Genomic DNA, 18,662 nt, shown 5'->3' on the forward strand with positions numbered 1-18,662 from the left:
AGGATATTCAAAATGGAGAAAGGAAGACACCTCATGAGAATTTCGTTGGAACACGAACAGCAGGCAGCTGTCTCAACGATGGCAAGAAAGAATGAAAGCAGGCGGCACTTCGCCAAGCATAAATGGTTGTATATCTTTTTAATTCCGGGCTGCGCGTATCTACTCATCTTCAAGTATATCCCGATTATCGGGATTGTTATTGCTTTTCAGGATTTCAGTCTCGTGAAGGGAATATGGAACAGTGAATGGGTAGGATTGGAAAATTTCCAGTATTTATTTCAGTCCAAAGATTTCTATGTCGTGCTTCGCAATACGTTAATACTGAGCAGTTATCAGTTAATTTGCGGTTTTCCGGCCCCAATTATGCTGGCGATCATGCTGAACGAAGTCAGACATATGGCCTTCAAGCGCGTGTCCCAAACGATTCTGTATTTGCCTCACTTCATTTCTTGGGTAGTCTTGGCTGGCATGATCATTAATTTCCTGTCGCCTTCCACTGGTGCTGTTAATCATATCATCACGGCGTTTGGCTACAAACCGATTCCATTTTTGCTTGAACCTCAGTATTTCCGAAGCATTATCGTATCAGCGGAAGTATGGAAAGGAATCGGGTGGGGAACCATCATTTATCTAGCCGCCATGACGGGCATCGATACGTCTCTGTACGAAGCTGCCAGAATGGATGGGGCAAGTCGGATCAAGCAAATTGTCCATATTACTTTGCCTGGCCTACTCCCCACCGTCGTTATTCTCCTCGTCCTTCAACTGGGGCATATTCTGGATAATGGCTTTGAACAAGTATTTCTTCTATACAATCCTTCTACTTACGAGGTTGCGGATGTGCTGGAAACATATACGTATCGAATCGGGTTAATTGATGGAAGACTATCTTTCTCTGCTGCGGTCGGTTTGTTTAAAGCAGCCGTCGGATTTGTATTAGTACTCGGAGCGAATCGAATCGCCAAATTGTTCGGTCAAAACATCTGGTAGGTGAATCAAGATGACAAAAAAAATGGAAGTAATCGATTTAATCAACTACACGCTGCTCACACTTATAACGCTTGCTATGCTGTATCCTTTTCTGAACGTTGCCAGCGTATCGCTCAGCTCTTATGATGCCTATATCAGTCATCCGTTAATGCTCTGGCCGCATGATTTTAGCTTGTCGTCCTACAAGGAAATTATGTCTCGTCCTATCTTGTGGAGCAGCTACTTGAACACTGTTATTGTTACGACGGTAGGCGTATTTGGAAGTTTAGCCTTATATGTGTTGATGGGATATCCGTTGTCCAAAAAAATTCTCAAGGGCAGAAGTTTTATTATCGTTGCGATCATTTTCACGATGTTGTTTAACGGTGGAATCATACCTAATTATTACTTAATGCGTTCCTTAGGTCTTCTGGATACCTTGGCTGCACTCATATTGCCATCGTTATTTTCGGGATTCAATCTCATTTTGATGAAGAGTTTCATTGAATCGCTGCCGGAAGAGCTGGAGGAAGCCGCAAGCATAGATGGTGCATCCTATCCTTACATTTTGCTGCGCATTATCGTCCCGCTTTCTAAACCAATTCTTGCTACGTTAGCTTTATTTGGAGCCGTGGGATACTGGAACAACTTTTTTAATGCCGTTCTGTATATTCAATCGGATTCGAAATGGCCTCTGATGCTCTACCTGAGAGAAGTGATTGAAGCAGCGAGTATGATGGCTTTGAATGCCAATGCGGCAGAGCTTGGAGCTAACTCCGTAACATCTGAAACGCTGCAATATGCAACGTTAATGCTTGTCATGATACCCATCCTATTCGTGTATCCGTTCTTGCAAAAATATTTTGTAAAAGGCATGCTGCTTGGATCTGTCAAAGGCTAAGGTGATTCTGGATATTTTTCCATTGATCATACACAATTCTGAATTAAACTATTTATAGGAGATGAGAACATGAGTCGTCAAAAAAGAGGGGTATTGACCAGTTTAGTTAGTCTAACAGCGATAAGTTTGCTAGTTGCAGGTTGTGGAAGCAGTACAGGCAGCACTACGCCTTCGGCTGCTCCAACGAACGAGGCCAAGGAGCCGGTCTCTCTTAAAATTATGGGCAACTACGATTCACCGACGCTATCGGAAGCGGATCAAAAATTCGTTAAATCTTTGGAAGAGAAAAATAATGTGAAGGTTCAGTTCGATATTCCGCCAATAACGGGGTATGCAGAAAGACTGCAGTTGATGCTAGCCTCCGGTACCTATCCAGACTTAGTATTTTTCCCGGGTACTACAGATGTTAGCTTCCAAAACGCAGTGAAAGACGGGATTCTCTTACCTGTCAATGCGTATATTGATAAATTTCCTGAGCTTAAAAAGTATACGTATCCAACTGCACTTGATTCACTTAAAGTTAAAAATGATGGTGACATTTACGGTATCCCAAGAACTTCCATTCTTCGCAATGACGGATTCTGGGTTAGAAATGATTGGTTGCAAAACGTAGGCGTTACGGTACCGGCAGACGGTCAAGTGACCATTGAGCAGTTTGAAGATATTTTGAAAAAATTCACGTTTAACGATCCTGACAAAAACGGTAAAAATGATACGTACGGATATGCTGGATATGTTAACGTACAAACAAAAGTGTTTGAACCTGTTCTGACTGGCCCATTTGGTGCGTTAGGTTGGCAAGAAAGCAAAAATGGCACTTATAAATACATGGATTCCAAATTTGATACTAGCACTACACGTTATAAAGATGCTTTAGCATTTACGGCTAAACTTTATAAAGAAGGCGTGTTCGATCCGGATTCAGCTACGAATGACGATACGAAGAGCAGAGAACGTTTCTGGCGCGGTATGACAGGTGTATACCCAGGATTTGCAGGTCACTATACGTGGCATTTACCAGAAATCCAAAAGCAAACACCAAGTGCGGATCTTACCTACATTTGGGTAAAAGGAGCAGACGGCAAAATACTTAACGCGGGAGCAACAGGTGCCACGGGAGCTTGGGGATTCTGGGCTATTACCAAAACGTCCAAAAACCCACTAAAAGCAGCACAGTTTCTGAACTCATGGATCACTGATGATACGTGGACAATCGTTAAAGATGGTTATGAAGGAAATGACTACACAGTGAAAGACGGTCAAAAGGTAGGCATTACACCTCTGCCAAAAGATTATGTTCGTACGAACACGATGAGACGCGCTTACGATGAATCCTTCTTTATTAAAGTCGGTACACCACAAGCCGTCGTAGACAAAATTAAACCATGGTTGAAAACGGCAGTTGAAACAGCGGTTGTATCCAAAGATCTTGGTTATGTGCCTGAGGCTGCTAAAAAACCAAACTATCAGGACTACAAAAAAACATGGGATCAAACCATTATGAAAATCATTATGGGTAAAGAACCAGTCGACAAATTCACAGAGCTTCAAAGTGGTTGGTACAAGAATGGCGGCGATGAGTACGCCAAGCAAATGAACGACTATATCGCCGGCTTGAAGAAATAACGTTAGTAATCGGCAGGGTTTTCAGCCTGATAGGAATTCGCATCCCAGAGCCGTTCCAGCTCTGATGCCTGACTCCACTGAATAGCGAATAGCCATCCTTTGTCATAGGGAGATTCGTTCAGCAGTTGTGAGGCACGCTCTAGCAGGATATTCACTGCGGTTATTTTCCCTGATAGGGGAGAATTCAGATCATGCTCGTTATCCACAGTCTCTAGCGAGCCTATGAACTCGTTTTGCATGACTATTGCATCCCGCTCCGGCAATTCGATGTAAAGAATCATCCCTAGTTGCTCGAGACCATTCTCGGTTAACCCAATAACAGCCCTATCCCCTTCTTGCCGAATCCAGAAATGATCTCTTGTATACTTCAAATTCACAGGTACTGACATATCTGTCCTCCTTCATGAAGAAAAGCTCCTCGGCAGCATTCGCATGCCAACCTGAGGAGCTTTCTCTCTATTGTCTAAACCTTATTTGACAACCAAGTTTTTGTCGCCTGGTTTCCAGTTCATTGGGCACAATCCGCCGGATTGAAGCGCTTGAAGCACACGAAGTGTTTCTTCTACGCTGCGGCCTACGTCGTTGTGGTTAACAACTTCGTATTTCAGTTCGCCTTCTGGATCGATGATGAAAAGACCACGAAGCGCGATACCTTCTTCTTCGATCAGAACGCCGTAGTCACGTGCTACGGATTTCGTGATGTCAGCAGCAAGAGGGAATTCCAATTTGCCAAGACCGTTGTCGTTGATTGGTGTGTTGATCCATGCTTTGTGTGTATGGATGCTGTCGATGGAAACACCTAGAATTTCAGTGTCCAATTCTTTGAATTGAGCAGCTGCATGACTAAGTGCAGTAATTTCAGTTGGACATACGAATGTGAAATCCAATGGGTAGAAGAAAAGAACTAACCATTTTCCTTTGTAATCGGACAAAGAAGCTTTACCAAATTCTTTACCGTCGCCTGTAGCTGTCTCCATTGTAAAATCAGGAGCTTGTTTACCAACTAAACGCTCTGCCATGTATAATTCCTCCTCAAATCTATCTTATTCGTATAAAATGGTAACATTCGACTAGATGAAAGTCAATAATTAGATCTTATACTAGATAATAATTATTTTAACCAGGAAATCAATCTGGAGACGCCTAGCAAATCTTATATTTGATCGCATGTAAGGGAACTATAGGACGCTAATTAGGCAAAAAGTTGGCATGCGAGTGTCATAGCGGAACTACAGGGTCTTATTTCCACAAAAATCGTTGAAATTCCCTTGAAACAGCTAAATAGCGCACTGTAGTTCCCTCCCTCTGTTCTTAGCGTTTTTCTTACATATACTCGCCCATTCGTAGGAATACAACATTCTTGAAGCAGGGTTCTCTAGAAGATAAGGGAGCTGTTTCTCTAAAATCATCAAGAGGGCATACGGGAATAGAGGATGTGCTATTAATTCCTCATTTTCCCATATATGCACGTTTGATTCCACGGTCTCTTGGTGGTTTACCCTCCCATGACTCAACGGGTCGCAGCCCTTACATTCCTTCGTTATACCTGTCCAAGAGGTGGAGGCCGAGATGCTCTAGTAACGGGTCTGTGCCCTTTGGGAACTACTACTCGGTACTTCCGTGCTTTTCGTCATGCGTGATCCTACGAATGGGCCAACATACGCCCCTAGTTAAAAAGCGTTGCTTCCTTCAACTTTCTGACACTCCAGCGGAGCACAATAAACAATGACCAGGATAAACTAAGCAGCTTGCTGCTGCTCCATGTCCGATTTGAATTCTTCTTGCCGTTTTACCATACCGATGATTATACGTGCTAATTTACCGATTAATTTAAAAATAGAGCGGTGCTTTTTCATCTTCATGACCTGTACATTGTGGATATGCCACTGCTGAAAACTCGGATGATTGTTGACAAGTGTGAGTACCGCTAAATACAAATATTTTCGCAATTGGGGCCTTCCACGTTTTGAAAGGGTCACTTTACCTTGATGCTTGCCTGAACTCTGATTCACGAGGTTCATCCCGGCTTGCGAGAGGATTTGTTGACCGTGCGCATACTTGCTTAGGTCCCCGCACCCTGCCAACAATGCCGAGATCATCAACGTGCTCAAACCCTTCAGACTCCGTAGTAAGGGGACCTCCGGTAGTGGTTCAAGCAGCCCTTCCAGCTCTTGTTCGAACTCTCGCAGTCGTTCAGCCAAGCGCTCATAGTCCTCAAGAAGCCTTTTCAGATCATTTCGCGCTTCCACGTACCCTACTTTACTGCCGACGGAATTGCGGGCTGCTGCGATGAGTCTGGTAGCAATCTCCATGCCGGTTCTACCCCCAGCTCGCTTCATTCCGCCTTTTTCTCTCCATAAAGATACCATCTCCAGCGGCGTTAATAGTCTTACGTCTGCCGGCAACGGAAAGATCTTGAGTGAGGCCAGGGAACGGACGGTTGTCCAGTCCTCAAAAACACGGCAGTACTCGGGAAAGTGGATGTCAAGTAAGCGGAAGATGCGGTTTTTTAGGCTTGTTTGCTGGTTCACCCAGTATTCCCGGTCATTCATGACCATACGTATGCGCTGGTAAACGTCCCCATGCTGATAATAAGGAAAGTAAAATCCCCGACAGACCGCATCTGCGATAACCAAAGCATCTTTGAAGTCGTTTTTGGACTGACTGTTGTCTCGATTCTCTTTGTTTCTATACGTGGTTAAGGGATTGACCAGAACGACTTCATGGTTGTTTTGCGTTAGCCAGTCAGTAAGATTAAACCAGTAGTGCCCCGTTGGTTCGAGTCCAATGAGGAACGAAGTGAGATTTTTTTGGGCTAGTAAATTTTGAATCCAGCGAAATAATTTTTCGAAACCCTCTCTTCCGTTTTCAAACGAAATAGGTCGTCCGATTTCGATCCCACGGAAGTTGACAGCCCGAGCAACGTGTTTTTCTTTGGCAATATCTACACCAACGATAAGATGATTCGTGGTAATTCGTTCGATCCGTTGATTTTCCGAATGTCTTTGTTTAAACTTCATAGTGAGCACTCTCCTGTTATTAGATCATGTTAGTCACTGGCCGGTGACATGATCTTAATGTACAGAGGGTGCTTGTTTTTTGCAAAACCAAAATATTAGCATCTACAGGAATGCTCAACCTCGCAATACTGACACTTTTGGCTAGAATAGCGCACCATAGTTCCCTTACGTCCGCGCGAGGCAGCTGGAGCAACTCCGCGGTATTTCAAAACCCTATTTCACGCCTAATCCAGCTAACAGTCTCTTTAGCACGACCACGGATTCTGCCCTGGTCGCTTGCTCCTGCGGAGCAAACTCTTCGGCGGTACGGCCATTCATCAAGCCGGAGTCCACAGCAAGGGCAACTACCTTTTTGGCCCAGTCACTGACTGCGCCCTCATCGCTGAATCGGATCGCTGCGCCCGCGGTCATATCTTCCACTTTCATTCCTGTGGCATGCCCTTTCGCTCGCAGCAGCATCGCTGTCATTTCTTCACGCGTAATGTTCTTCTCCGGCGCAAACTCTCCATCAGCAATGCCATTGACAAGCCCAGCCATATACGCTTTCTTCACTGTATCTTCATACCATGCACCTGCTGCGACGTCAGAGAAGGGGTTCTGTACAGAACTACTTTTTAAATTCAAGGCTTTAGCCAGCAAGGTTGCGAACTGTGCTCTTGTCACATTCGTATCCGGCGCGAAATGATCGTCATCCATACCTTCCACGATGTTTTTGTTTACCAACTGCATAATATCAGATTTGGCCCAATGGCTGGCAAGATCACTGAAAATTTTGGTGAAGTCCGCAGCTTCATTGAGCGAAATCGATTGATTTTGTAAATTATGATCGACAACTTTCATGGAGGTCCACTTCACCGTTGTTGATCCTGCTTTTTTAGCCTTAAAGGTGATGGAGCCAATATCGAGATTTCCCTTTTCACCTTCTACTTTGCCCATTTTCGTATGCGCAAAGGTCACCTCATTATTCTTCACTATGGGTGAAACGGAAAATCCTTCTATTTTGGAAACAGCTTTGACAACATCCAGCTTGCTGGCATCAAAGCTGAATTTGGCCTCGTAAGCATATAAATCCTTCACATTTTTCCCTTGCAAAGTTACGGTAAATTCTCCCGTCGATTCGGTATCCGAGGTTTTCAACAGGAATTGGGATGCTTCCTCCCCATAAGCAGGAGACAGCAAAGCGAAAGAACAGTAAAGCTGGCATGCACATGCGATATAAATGATTTTACGTTTCATCCTAAACCATCCTCTCTTATGCGGGAAAAAGGGGCTGAGCAATCATTGCCCCTCCCCTTCCTTATTTCCGGCGATTACTCTATCATTCTGTTCGCTAATGCCGCAAGATCGAGAATGTCAATGATGTTGTCATTGTTCAAATCGGCGGATTTCACTTGATCCCAATTCGGACTGGCGGAAGTTTCACCATAGTGAGCTGCAGCGAATCCAAGATCGCCGATGCTGACTTTGTTGTCGTGATTGAGATCGCCCGGAACGCCGACAGGTATCGGTGTCACTTGCACGCTGATCGACGAAGCGGTCGCGCTTGTTTCAATGCCTTGTGCATCGGCAAGAATAGCTGCTGCAACTGTGATTGACCCCGTTGCCGCTTGCTGCACGTTCTTTGCCTTGAAAACTACTTGCGCTATATCGGCCGTCCCCGTAACCGGATGAGCCGCACCTTCGCTTGCCAAGATAAGACGGAGCGTACCTGCTTGATCCTTGGTTTGGACGATGCTGACGCCTTCTTTCAAGGACGTCGCCGAGACAAATTCCAACAGGCTCGGATCATAGCTCAGTTTAAAATCCTGACCATATACATTGTAAGTCACGTTACTGACTCCTAAGCGAACGGTCAGTTGACCGCCTGCCTGGACCGTGCCAGCAGCAGCGCTAAGCGAAGTTCCAGGGGCTGCCGGAGCATTATTGTCGACCGTTACTTGGCTCACAGCCGTAAAGTTGCCTTCTGCCGTAGCAGCCGTGATCGTTGCGCTGCCCGCTTTGAGCGCCGTTACGACAGCTTTGCCGTTGCCGCTGTCTGCGACCGTTGCTACGCTTTCGTCGCTGCTTGTCCACGTCACGTTCTTGTTCGTTGCATTGATCGGGGCAACAATAGCTTCAATCTCGCCAGTTTCTCCGACTCTTAATTGCAGCGCGTCCTTATCCACCTGTACGCCGGTGACGTTAATCTGCTGGGCAAGGACGATTTCCGCCCGATCAACACCAATGGCCGTACCTGACGCTTGGCTGTTTTTGGTTCCCGTAACTCTGACTTTGATCGTATGCGTGCCGGAACTTAGAATCGGGGAAACGAACAAGTTAGCACCGCTTTGGGAAGAAGCAGCGTACAAATCAATCAACTTCTCGGCCCCGCCATCGATCGTAATGCCTGCAATTCCTGCACCAGGCGCTTTCGTCCCGATTAGAATGATTTGCTTGCCTGTAAACTTCATCTCGTAAGCATCATTCGTTGCTACGCTGGTGCTTTCTGCTCCGACATTCCATGTACCCGTGTAATTAAATTGATGATTGTCCGTTCCGGTTACCGTGTTCTCAACAACAGTGCGGTTCAAGACTTCCACGCTTTCCAGGGAAAGAAAAGAGCCGCTGGCAGAACTGTTCTTTCTTCCCGTTACTCTGGCCTTGATGGTATGCTCACCATACGGCAAGACAGGCGATGTATACCAAGCCGTCGTATTTTGGCGAGATGAAGCATATAGATCCGCATCCACCTCGGCGCCGCCATCCAGTGATACGGCCGCAATACCGTGTCCCGGAGCTTTCCCGCCAACCAGCTTGACTTGCGTGCCGACGAATTTGATTTCGAAGTAAGCGTTGGTCAAACTTGTGTAACTATCTCCCGAAACAATCCAGCCGTTGCTTCCGCTTGTACCGATTGTGGAGTAATGAACGCGATTGATATCTGTTCCTTGCTGACTATTTTTGATAAGCGTTATTCCTAACGGATCGGCAGGCGCAGGATTGCTGACCGACGGTTCGTCTCCGATTAAACTCACCCGGTTAAAGAAATCCGAAGCGCTGGCGGAGCGAGGGCCTCCCCACATTCTTTCCGAAAGCACTTGACGCGGTTTTCTGACGGCGTCTTCGAATTTGGATTCCGGCTCCACGTATTCGCCATCGCCAACTTCTACGCCTTTAAACGAGCTTCCGCTTTCATACCCGGTTCTTCCATCCGGTGTCTTCACTTGTTCCCAGTAATCAGACCAGATAGAAATGAAGTAGCCCATTATATTGGCATGCACGGAAGGATTCCAGCTTTCATACACGTAGGTTGTGTCCGGCTTAAGACCTTTTCCTGCCGTTACATAAAGTACATCTCCCGGGGAGGCATATACTTTATATCCTTCGTTGGCAAATGCAATTGCCTGCTTGGATGAACTGTCTTCATCGCTCCAAACGGTAATCACATTATCCGTATTTAGCGCGATGCTTGGATGATAGTCTTCGAATCCGTTCCAGTTCATCGGCGTTTTTCCAAGCTGCTTGACATGCTGGCTCATTTCATTAATGAACTCGATAAAGCTGTCTCCGACCTTTGGAAAGCCTTTGCTGTTTTTATAAGCCACAAGCTCCGAACAATTGTTCATATTCGATTCTCCCTGAATTTCATCGGAGCCGATATGGAAGTAAGGTCCTTTAAACAAGGGAACAAATTCATCAAGCAAACCTTTAATAAAGTTGCGTGTTTCGGTTTTTGTGTAATCGACCGTAAATTGTGGAATGTCCCAACCGGTTGTATCTTTATCCATGGAGGAACAACTGAATTTCATCGCCGGATTGTATTTATTTAGAATCGCCGAGTGGCCCGGCATCTCCAATTCAGGGATGATCATCACATGATAGCGGTCGGCGATTTCGTTCAACCGTACGATATCCGCTTTACTGTACGATTTGGTCGAAGCAAGACCCGGATAGGTGTCGCTTTGCAAGCGAAACCCGTTCCAATCGCTGAAATGAATTTGAAACGTATTCAACTTATTCCACGCCAGACGTTTGATCGTATCTTCGAGATAATCCATCGAATAATATCTGCGCCCGACATCCAGCATCACTCCGCGCCTAGCAAATTGCGGATAGTCCTTGGCAGTTCCCTTAGGCACAAAGGAGTGGGCCGGGTCCTGCTGCAAGATTTGCATCACAGTCCGAGTGCCGTAAAATACGCCAGCGGTCGAATGCCCTTTGATCGAGAGCACCGCTGCCGTATCCAGCACGTAGCCTTCATTGCCGATGCTCGTGTCATCGGTATTCAGCGTCAAGAAAATATCACCCGCGTTTGCTGCATTGGCCTGAACGATGGTAAGTGCTTTGCCGGCAACCAGCGCAACATCTTCTTTGAAGTCCGCAGCCGTTTCCGCAAGCTCAGCACTGTATGAAGAATCAACAACAATTCGTGATGTATCTTTTAATTGAAAAGCGCCTGCTCCCCCCGTCCATTCCCGTAAGCTGGGTACCACACTCGGAGCTGCGTTCGCTGCATAGGTTACGGATGGCAGTTGAAACAGAGAAGCGATTAAGGAAATTACCAATAGAGCCATAACTGATTTTCTTTTCATAAAAGAATATCTCATGCTGAATTCCTCCATTTTATCCTTTTCTTGTTAACCTTTTAGAGCCCCTGCCGTAATGCCTCCTGTAATTTGCTTTTGAAAAATGACGTAAAATAAGATCGGCGGACCCATCGAAATAATCAGCGCAGCGAATAGCGGTCCCCATTCTGTCCTGTACTGCATTTCGCCCTGCATAACCGCAATCGCAACCGGTATCGTATATTTCGTAGGGTCGCTAATCAGCACCAGCGCAAAAACATATTCATTCCATGTATTGAGCACAGTAATAATAGCGACAGAAATTAATCCCGGCTTGGCCAGAGGAAGCATCACCCGAAAGAAGATGCCATAGTGGGAAGCGCCGTCTATTGAAGCTGCTTCTTCCAATTCGCCAGGCAAAGTTTTAAAAAAACTGACTAATACGAACACAGCGAACGGCACTGCCGTTACCGTGTAAACCAAGGTTAACCCAAACAAGTTGTTCGTAAGATGCAGATCGTTCAGCAGAAAAAATAAAGGAATAATGCCCAGAAATGTGGGAATCATCATGTAAGAAAGGTACGAATAATACAGCAAGCCATTTCCTTTGAACGTAAACCTCGCAATGACATAGGCTGTCGTAGCCGATAAAAGCACTGCGGCAGCCGTGCTGACCACAGTCACAACGAGTGAGTTCGCAAAGTTGGACCCGAAATGATATTTTTCCCACACAAACGTAAAGTTGGACCAGAGCAAGGGAAGCTTGGGCAGATCCCACGGCTTGCCTAGAAAAAACTGCTGATTATCCTTTAGTGAACTTAGAACTGTCCAGATCAGCGGATAAAGAATACATACGGACCAGGCGATTAAGCACACTTTGAAAAATAAACGAAATACGGGATGAAGCGTTGCTTGACTCATACTCATTACCCCTCTACGTTAATTCGATGGTTTCTTTCTTCATCAGCCTTTGCAGCGTTGCTGTCGTGATCAAAGAAAGCACCAGAATGAGAACGCCAATCGCAGACGCATAACTGAATTGGCCGAACTTGAAGGCATTCAAATACAGATAGGAGCCCATGACCTGTGTCGCATTATCCACTCCTCCTTCAAAGGTCATGATCGTGACGATGACGAATGATCCATTGAGTGTTGTCATGACAATCCAGAGAACCGAAGTCTGGATCTGCTCCCACGACAAGGGAAGGGTAATTTGCCAAAATTGATGCCACTGTGACGCGCCGTCAATGTCCGCCGATTCGTATAACGACGAGGGGATGCTTAGAATCCCGGCAACCAGCAGAATGATCGTGAATCCTACCCCCGCCCAAATCGCAGGCGGCAAGAGCGCGAAGATCGACCATTTGTCGCCTAACCAGGCAAAATCGAACTTTTTCTCAGTAAATAAAGAGATGAAAGAATTCAAAAATCCGAGATTCGGATTATACACATAGCGCCAGAGCACACCGACCACGACAACGGAAAGCACATTAGGCAGAAAGAAAATGATTCGATAAAAGCTTGAGCCTTTCATATTGAAACGGGTTAACGCCAATGCAAGGAACATCGATAAGAGCATAAAACCAATGACTTTGCCGATAACCAGAATGTAGTCGTTGCGAATTGTTTTTAAAATAATATCGTCATGCAGCAGGTCCTTGAAATTGCCAAGACCGATAAAGTTATACGTTTCAGAACCGCCCGACCAATCAAACAAACTAAGATAAATACCTTTAAACAGGGGATACACGGTAAAAACAAGATACAAAAGCAAGGTTGGCAGGATAAAGGAAAGAATGAATAGGTTCCGCTTCATCTTTGCAGTACCGGTTCTCATACTCTTATTCCGATCGTACATGGTAGTTGTGTCTGTCTGTCTCGCTTTCATAACTTCCCCCAATCCAAATGTCGGAGCGATAGCAAGGGAATCTTTCATTCCCTCACTATCGTTCAACACATTTACGGAATTATTTCTTTTCTTTAGCGCGAATTTTGTCCGTCGCTTCTTCCATGCGATCCGCCCACTGCTGCGGTGTAATTTCGCCTTTGGTAAGCGCGATCGTCGCGTTGTTTCTTGCTGTGACAAGCTCCTCTGGAATGACGATTTCAGGCGCGACAACCGTATTCGGCGAGTTGTAGAATTTAGCTGCTTCTTTCGTCAGAGCCGGTGCATTCGTTCCTTCCAGATCAGCCTTAATGTTCGAAGGGGCTTTGGAAAGCTCCGCCCATAGTTTGCTTTGTTTTTCAGTGAAAATAAATTGCATAAACGCTTTAGCTGCTTCTGGGTTTTTGGCTTTCTTGGCAATACCCACAGTGGATGTGTAAGGATTTGCTACAAACTTGCCGCCTTTATCCTGACCGATAGAAGGCAAGAAGCCGAATTCGAATCCAGCCGGAATGTCCTTCGCCATCTCGCTTTCCACCCAAATGCCGGTAGGGATGAACGCCGCTTTATGCTGCAGCCATTGGGATTGGGAATCTGTGTGGTTTAGCGCCGGAGACGCTTTATCGATAAGCCCCTTGTCTCTGATTTGCACAATTTTGTCCAGTGCTTTCATCACCGGATCGCTCTTCCAAACACCTTTCTCGAGCGTATTGATTTTCTTGGAAATGGAAGTATCATAGTTGTTCATCGCGATGATGGTTGGATCGAGCAAGGCTCCATTAATGTAATAGGGATAAACTCCTGTATGGATGTAATCGCTCATCTTGCCATCCGCTTTAATTTTCTCCCCTAAAGCCATGAAGCTTTGGAAATCTACAGGCGCTTCCCACCCTTTGCTTTTGAATAACGCTTTATCGTAGAACGTGCCCCAGGATCCGAAAACTAACGGAACAGCATATGCTTTTCCTGGCTTGTACTCCTCAGGCGGAGCGATCAGCAGATCGAGAATTTTCTTCCCATCGATATTTTTGGCGTCTTTTAACCAATCCGTAATATCCATCAATTGGTCGTCCGTAACCATTTGCCTTGTGTTGGAGCCGGCTCCGTCAATGTATACAAAATCAGGCGGATTGCCTTGCAGCCAGCGTGGTTTCATTTGATCATTAATTTTTGCTCCGGCGGACTCTTTAATTTTGAGATCAGGATTCTGCTTTTGGAAATCAGCAATCGCTTGTTTCCACCACATATCTCCGTATCCACCAACAAAATATTGGATTTCGAAATCTCCGGCAAGCTTCGTTCCCCCTGCCTTTGCGCTCTCCGTCGATTTAGCGCTTTCAACAGGCTTCGTTGTCGGAGGCGTCGTACTCCCATTATTGCTTCCGCAACCACTCAGTGTTAACATAACTGTCGACAATACCATACCCCATGCCACTACTTTTTTGGATGTTCTCATTCGAAATGACCTCCCCAGCGTTATGTTGATCCTTTCTTACACCTTAATCATAGTGATTTTCATGGTTCGCAACCATTGATAAAAAAACTGTAAATAGTTAAAAATGTATTGTCTTTGGACGCGTATTGTATAAAAAAACAAAACAAGCCTGGAATCATTTCCTAGACTTGTTCTCATGCACAACTCAATGACTTTTGTTCAAAGCAATTTGCTGCAGCCGGTCCAGCGCCTGTTTCGGACTTGTCTGACCGAGCAGCACAGTTTGCCCCATATTTCTGGTTGCATTAAGAACAGCCGACCAAGCTGGATCCTGAATGGGGTAAAACTTTGCAGTTTTAATCGCGTCCAAATTTTGCTTCATAGACGGATCATCCTTCGCAAGTTTGCTGCCTACCGTTCGAATGGTTGGAAGAAACCCTTCCCGGAGGACAAACTCTTCGTAACGCGCATCTTCATACATAAAATCGAGGAATTTGGATAAAGCCTCCTTATTCGTATGATTGGTTTTGAACGACATCAGAACGTCCTGCACGCCTAGTACCAAAGGTGTCTGACCCACTTTGACCGGGATTGGCCCTTTCCCCCATTTCAGTCCCGGGTACTCCTGCGGAACGACCGTCTCAAAATAATTGCCGGAAATCAGCATGCCCAGCTTGCCGTTGCCAAGGATGCGCTGCTTCTCGTCGCGCGTCGTCACGGTTGGCTCCGCATCCGTTAACCCTTTTTCATACAAATCTTTCAGAAACGTGATGCCTTCCACATTTTCAGGAGAATTGATCGCCCACTCGCCATTTTTCATCCAGCCCCCGCCAGCACCGTAAAAGAAATAGGAGAGATAAGCCCAGATTTCGTTATCCGTCAAATCAACGCCAAAGCCGTCAACTTGTTTAGTTTCCTTAATTTTACGCGCGTCTTCCTCTAAGGATTTCCAATCTTTCGGTGGCTGTGTAATCCCAACTTCATTGAAAATATCTTTGTTATAGTACAATTGCCGGATCGTAGCGACATAAGGAACCGTGTATTGCGTGCCCTCCATTTTACTGCTCTCCATCAAGTAAGGGTAAATATCGTCCTTCAGCTCTTTCGACATGATATCATCCATACTGTTGAGCAGCCCGTCCTTGGCAAAATGCGCATAAATGTTCGTGAGCAGCAAATCCGGGGGCTCGTTGCGGCTAATCATGGTATTGTAGGCACTATCCAGAATATCCCAGTTAATGACCTGCAGTTCGACCGTGATGTTCGGGTACTTCGTCTCGAAATCTTTCACCAGTTTCTCAAAATAGGGCTTGGTAGACGAGCTATACTCTGCGGCTACGAAGGTAATCGATGCTTTAGCATCGGGATTGGCGGAAGCCGATCCAAGACCGTCCTCCCGGGTACATCCCGTGAATAACACAGCCGTAAGCTGCAAAAGTATGATCAACAAACCCCTTTTTCTTTGATCGAATTGGCTCATGGTTTGACCCCCTCTAGTCAAATGACTACTTTTCTACCATTGGGAAGAGAAGCTCCTGATTTTCTTGCGTATACATATTTTCTCTGGTGATGGCACGGGATTCGATATTAATCTTGGGGTCCACTTTGATACCCGAGGAAGCTTGAACTGCCGTTTCAACAGCTACATAGCCGAGATTGAATGGTTTTTTCACGATTTCAGCCTTTAAAATACCTTCTTCCAAAAGCTTGATTTGATAAATGGAACTGTCGAAGCCGACAATCTTGGTGCGGTTCCCGCGTTTCATTTCTTTAACTGCCCTCGCAGCTCCTAAGGTCGCCGTTTCATTCATAGCGGCAATCCCTTGGATGTCTGGATACATAGCCAATAGATTTTTGACCTGTTCATAAACCTCATCCTCTGTTCCTGCAAGCTCGAAATTTCCTGCATAGGCAACGCCGGGAAAAGCGGCAAACGCTGCTTGGCATCCGTCCTGACGTTCTTTCTCTGTGAGCGACTCCTTGCCGCTGCTAAGCGTCATTACGCGAAATAAGGAGTCATTCTGCCCTTCCGCCAAGATCAGGCCGGCTTGCCTCCCCGCTTCGGTATTGTCAGTCATAATCAGGCTTGCCTCCGGATGAGAGCGAACCGGTGAATCGATCAAGATAAGCTTCGTGCCGGATTTGGTTATTTTCTCGGCGGCGGATGATAGGGCATCGTAGTCACTTGCAGCGAGAATGATCGCGTCCGGTTTCTTCGCCAGTGCTTCATCCACGCTGCGAATTTGCGCAGCCGTATCGCTTTCTGATAACGGCCCCCTAATGTCGAGGTTCACTGCGTACTCCTTGGCAGCCTCTTCTGCGCCTGAACGAACCATTTGCCAGTAATCCGAGCGAATATTATTCGTTTTCAACACAATTGCAATCTCCAGTTTCTTAGGATTCGTGATCCGCAGCATCTCCATGCCGATAACTACGACGAAACCAACCGTAATCGCGAGCAGCACTGCCCAGATAACCGGCTTTTTAAGGTGCATGATCGGCTCCTTTCTGGAGGCATTTGGGGAGAACAATCCTGACTTCCGTGCCTACCCACTTTTCGCTCTTATAAGACAGACCGAACTCATTTCCGAATAGTTGGATACGTTCATTCACATTGCTGACGCCAATTCCCTTGACAACGCCATCTCTCGACTTCAAGATTTGCTCCATCTGCTCCTGCTCCATGCCGACGCCATTATCAGCGACGACAAAGACAATCGTATCCCCAGCTTCTGTCCCTGTTATGGTTACCTGTCCAGGCTCCAGGCTGTTTTTAATCCCATGATAAATCGCATTCTCGACAATAGGCTGCAAAATAATTTTGGGAATATGCACATCCAGAATCCCAGTATCTACGTCGATCCGAAAATCAAGCTTATCCTTATATCGCATCGTTTGAATCTGGAGATAGTTGGTAATATGCTCAATCTCTACCCGAACGGGAACAGTTTCATCATTTTTATGAATAATGGCACGAAACAGCTTGGCCAGAGAGGAGGTCATCAGCACAACCTCATCATGCTTTTTACGCTCCGCCATCCAGATGATGGAATCGAGCGTGTTATACAAAAAATGAGGATTGATTTGCGCTTCCAGCAGCTTCATCTCGCTCTTGCGCTTGCTTTCTTCATTTTGAATAATTTGATTCATCAAATCTCGAATGCGGCCAACCATAATCGTGAACGTGTGGCTTAATTGCCCGATTTCATTCTTGCTTTGAAAGTCCGAACGAATCGTGAAATCTCCTTTTTCCACTTGTTTCATGTTTCTTTGCAGCAGTTTGATCGGTTGTGAAAGGTGACGAGAAAGAATAAATGAGAGGCATAACGCGATGACTAGAGCTAAGATGGTCCACAAGAAATAAGAGACATTAATCTGATATTGGTTGGCAATGAGTTCATTGGCATAGGCGACCCCGACGATTTTCCAGCCGAAATGCGTCTCCTGGATTGTATACATCCTTTTTTTGTTGCCTTCCCCTGTCGTGAAACTGCCGCTCCCGGATTGTTTGACCTGATCGATCATCTCCGTTTTCAGATTACTGTTGATCAGCTTCTGCTGCGGATGATACACGATGCTGCCATCCTTATCGACGATGAAAACATAGCCTCTTTTGCCGAGGTTAATCTGATTGCAAATTTGGTTTATAACACTCAGATTTAGATCAACGAGGAAAATACCATCTCCCGTAATGCCGTCTGCGCTTTTCAGCTCACGGCTTAGTGAAACAACCCACCGGTACTCGTTCTGAATCATGTTCTGGACGTGCGGAGCGGAAATGACGGATCTTCCTCCCTCCGCCTTCGCGTTTCTGTACCAAGGCTGTTCTTCGAAGTTGGCGTTCAAGTTCAGGCTTGTAATTCTACGGTCTGAGACAAATCTTTTGTTGTAGCCAAATACCATGATCGAGGCAATATCTTTGCGGGTAATCAAAATAGATTGAAATAAATCGGATATACGTTTCTCATACGGCCTGCGCTCTTCATCGCTAATAAAGCTCGTACCCGTAATATAATATTTCACGTCCTTGTTCGTGGATGCGAGCAGAGAAATATCTTCCATATTGGTGATATAGGATTGAAGATTAATATTCACTTGTTTGACGATTTCAGAGATATAATGTTTGGAATTCATTTCTACCGCATCAGCGGACAAACGATAAGAGATGTAACTTGTAATCACGATCAGAAACAGAATCAGACACGAGAAGACGACAGAAATACTGGATTGAATGCTTCTGAATTTGAATAGAAATGATCCGACATTCCGTCCTTTTCTCATC

Annotated in this window: 14 protein-coding genes; 3 read left to right on the forward strand and 11 right to left on the reverse strand. The window is 45.7% G+C overall.

All coding sequences use genetic code 11. The features are described from left to right. Positions 1-33: 33 nt before the first annotated feature. The 3 genes from LOZ80_RS24715 (at position 34) to LOZ80_RS24725 (ending at position 3,496) form a co-directional block, all read left to right on the forward strand. The gene (locus tag LOZ80_RS24715; protein ID WP_238167173.1) at positions 34-990 is read left to right on the forward strand and encodes an ABC transporter permease; all 957 of its coding nucleotides are present in this window, start codon (positions 34-36) and stop codon (positions 988-990) included. A gap of 10 nt (positions 991-1,000) precedes the next feature. Next, positions 1,001-1,870 carry a carbohydrate ABC transporter permease gene (locus LOZ80_RS24720; protein ID WP_238167174.1) on the forward strand — a complete coding sequence of 290 codons (870 nt, stop codon included), beginning with the start codon at positions 1,001-1,003 and terminating at the stop codon, positions 1,868-1,870. A gap of 69 nt (positions 1,871-1,939) precedes the next feature. Further along, positions 1,940-3,496 carry an extracellular solute-binding protein gene (locus LOZ80_RS24725; RefSeq protein WP_238167175.1) on the forward strand — a complete coding sequence of 519 codons (1,557 nt, stop codon included), beginning with the start codon at positions 1,940-1,942 and terminating at the stop codon, positions 3,494-3,496. A gap of 2 nt (positions 3,497-3,498) precedes the next feature. On the opposite strand, the gene LOZ80_RS24730 is transcribed toward LOZ80_RS24725, so the two are convergent. The 11 genes from LOZ80_RS24730 to LOZ80_RS24780 form a co-directional block, all read right to left on the reverse strand. Continuing rightward, positions 3,499-3,885, reverse strand: a complete 387-nt coding sequence (locus LOZ80_RS24730; protein ID WP_238167176.1) for a glycine cleavage system protein H — start codon at positions 3,883-3,885, stop codon at positions 3,499-3,501. An 81-nt stretch (positions 3,886-3,966) separates the two neighbouring features. Then, the gene (locus LOZ80_RS24735; RefSeq protein ID WP_079414036.1) at positions 3,967-4,515 is read right to left on the reverse strand and encodes a peroxiredoxin; all 549 of its coding nucleotides are present in this window, start codon (positions 4,513-4,515) and stop codon (positions 3,967-3,969) included. A 720-nt stretch (positions 4,516-5,235) separates the two neighbouring features. Further along, positions 5,236-6,516 (reverse strand): IS110 family RNA-guided transposase, encoded by a 1,281-nt coding sequence (locus LOZ80_RS24740; protein ID WP_238167177.1) that lies wholly within the window; start codon positions 6,514-6,516, stop codon positions 5,236-5,238. 213 nt (positions 6,517-6,729) lie between these two features. Beyond that, complete coding sequence (locus tag LOZ80_RS24745) at positions 6,730-7,752, reverse strand: S-layer homology domain-containing protein (protein ID WP_238167178.1); 1,023 nt, start codon at positions 7,750-7,752, stop codon at positions 6,730-6,732. 74 nt (positions 7,753-7,826) lie between these two features. Beyond that, the gene (locus tag LOZ80_RS24750) at positions 7,827-11,102 is read right to left on the reverse strand and encodes a family 20 glycosylhydrolase (protein ID WP_238167179.1); all 3,276 of its coding nucleotides are present in this window, start codon (positions 11,100-11,102) and stop codon (positions 7,827-7,829) included. A gap of 30 nt (positions 11,103-11,132) precedes the next feature. Continuing rightward, positions 11,133-11,981, reverse strand: a complete 849-nt coding sequence (locus LOZ80_RS24755) for a carbohydrate ABC transporter permease (protein WP_238167180.1) — start codon at positions 11,979-11,981, stop codon at positions 11,133-11,135. Between the two features lie 13 nt (positions 11,982-11,994). Continuing rightward, positions 11,995-12,897: a carbohydrate ABC transporter permease gene (locus LOZ80_RS24760; RefSeq protein ID WP_238173109.1), complete on the reverse strand. Its 903-nt coding sequence runs from the start codon at positions 12,895-12,897 to the stop codon at positions 11,995-11,997. Positions 12,898-13,027: 130 nt separating this feature from the next. Continuing rightward, on the reverse strand, positions 13,028-14,401 hold the full coding sequence (locus LOZ80_RS24765; RefSeq protein WP_238167181.1) for an ABC transporter substrate-binding protein: 1,374 nt from the start codon (positions 14,399-14,401) through the stop codon (positions 13,028-13,030). Between the two features lie 184 nt (positions 14,402-14,585). Then, positions 14,586-15,860, reverse strand: coding sequence for an extracellular solute-binding protein (locus LOZ80_RS24770; protein WP_238167182.1), 1,275 nt, complete (start codon positions 15,858-15,860; stop codon positions 14,586-14,588). 25 nt (positions 15,861-15,885) lie between these two features. Next, on the reverse strand, positions 15,886-16,875 hold the full coding sequence (locus LOZ80_RS24775) for a substrate-binding domain-containing protein (protein ID WP_238167183.1): 990 nt from the start codon (positions 16,873-16,875) through the stop codon (positions 15,886-15,888). Next, positions 16,865-18,661 carry a cache domain-containing sensor histidine kinase gene (locus tag LOZ80_RS24780; protein ID WP_238167184.1) on the reverse strand — a complete coding sequence of 599 codons (1,797 nt, stop codon included), beginning with the start codon at positions 18,659-18,661 and terminating at the stop codon, positions 16,865-16,867. Before LOZ80_RS24780 ends, LOZ80_RS24775 begins: the two co-directional genes overlap by 11 nt. Position 18,662: the final 1 nt, after the last annotated feature.

This window comes from Paenibacillus sp. HWE-109 (assembly GCF_022163125.1).
GTDB lineage: Bacteria > Bacillota > Bacilli > Paenibacillales > NBRC-103111 > Paenibacillus_E.

What these genes read in the sequence shown, in the direction of transcription:
- LOZ80_RS24730 (WP_238167176.1), bottom strand. Translation starts at nt 3,885, where the DNA reads ATGTCAGTACCTGTGAATTTGAAGTATACAAGAGATCATTTCTGGATT.
- LOZ80_RS24740 (WP_238167177.1), bottom strand. Translation starts at nt 6,516, where the DNA reads ATGAAGTTTAAACAAAGACATTCGGAAAATCAACGGATCGAACGAATT.
- LOZ80_RS24745 (WP_238167178.1), bottom strand. Translation starts at nt 7,752, where the DNA reads ATGAAACGTAAAATCATTTATATCGCATGTGCATGCCAGCTTTACTGT.
- LOZ80_RS24775 (WP_238167183.1), bottom strand. Translation starts at nt 16,875, where the DNA reads ATGCACCTTAAAAAGCCGGTTATCTGGGCAGTGCTGCTCGCGATTACG.
- LOZ80_RS24770 (WP_238167182.1), bottom strand. Translation starts at nt 15,860, where the DNA reads ATGAGCCAATTCGATCAAAGAAAAAGGGGTTTGTTGATCATACTTTTG.
- LOZ80_RS24760 (WP_238173109.1), bottom strand. Translation starts at nt 12,897, where the DNA reads ATGAGAACCGGTACTGCAAAGATGAAGCGGAACCTATTCATTCTTTCC.
- LOZ80_RS24725 (WP_238167175.1), top strand. Translation starts at nt 1,940, where the DNA reads ATGAGTCGTCAAAAAAGAGGGGTATTGACCAGTTTAGTTAGTCTAACA.
- LOZ80_RS24735 (WP_079414036.1), bottom strand. Translation starts at nt 4,515, where the DNA reads ATGGCAGAGCGTTTAGTTGGTAAACAAGCTCCTGATTTTACAATGGAG.
- LOZ80_RS24715 (WP_238167173.1), top strand. Translation starts at nt 34, where the DNA reads ATGAGAATTTCGTTGGAACACGAACAGCAGGCAGCTGTCTCAACGATG.
- LOZ80_RS24755 (WP_238167180.1), bottom strand. Translation starts at nt 11,981, where the DNA reads ATGAGTCAAGCAACGCTTCATCCCGTATTTCGTTTATTTTTCAAAGTG.
- LOZ80_RS24720 (WP_238167174.1), top strand. Translation starts at nt 1,001, where the DNA reads ATGACAAAAAAAATGGAAGTAATCGATTTAATCAACTACACGCTGCTC.
- LOZ80_RS24765 (WP_238167181.1), bottom strand. Translation starts at nt 14,401, where the DNA reads ATGAGAACATCCAAAAAAGTAGTGGCATGGGGTATGGTATTGTCGACA.
- LOZ80_RS24750 (WP_238167179.1), bottom strand. Translation starts at nt 11,102, where the DNA reads ATGAGATATTCTTTTATGAAAAGAAAATCAGTTATGGCTCTATTGGTA.
- LOZ80_RS24780 (WP_238167184.1), bottom strand. Translation starts at nt 18,661, where the DNA reads ATGAGAAAAGGACGGAATGTCGGATCATTTCTATTCAAATTCAGAAGC.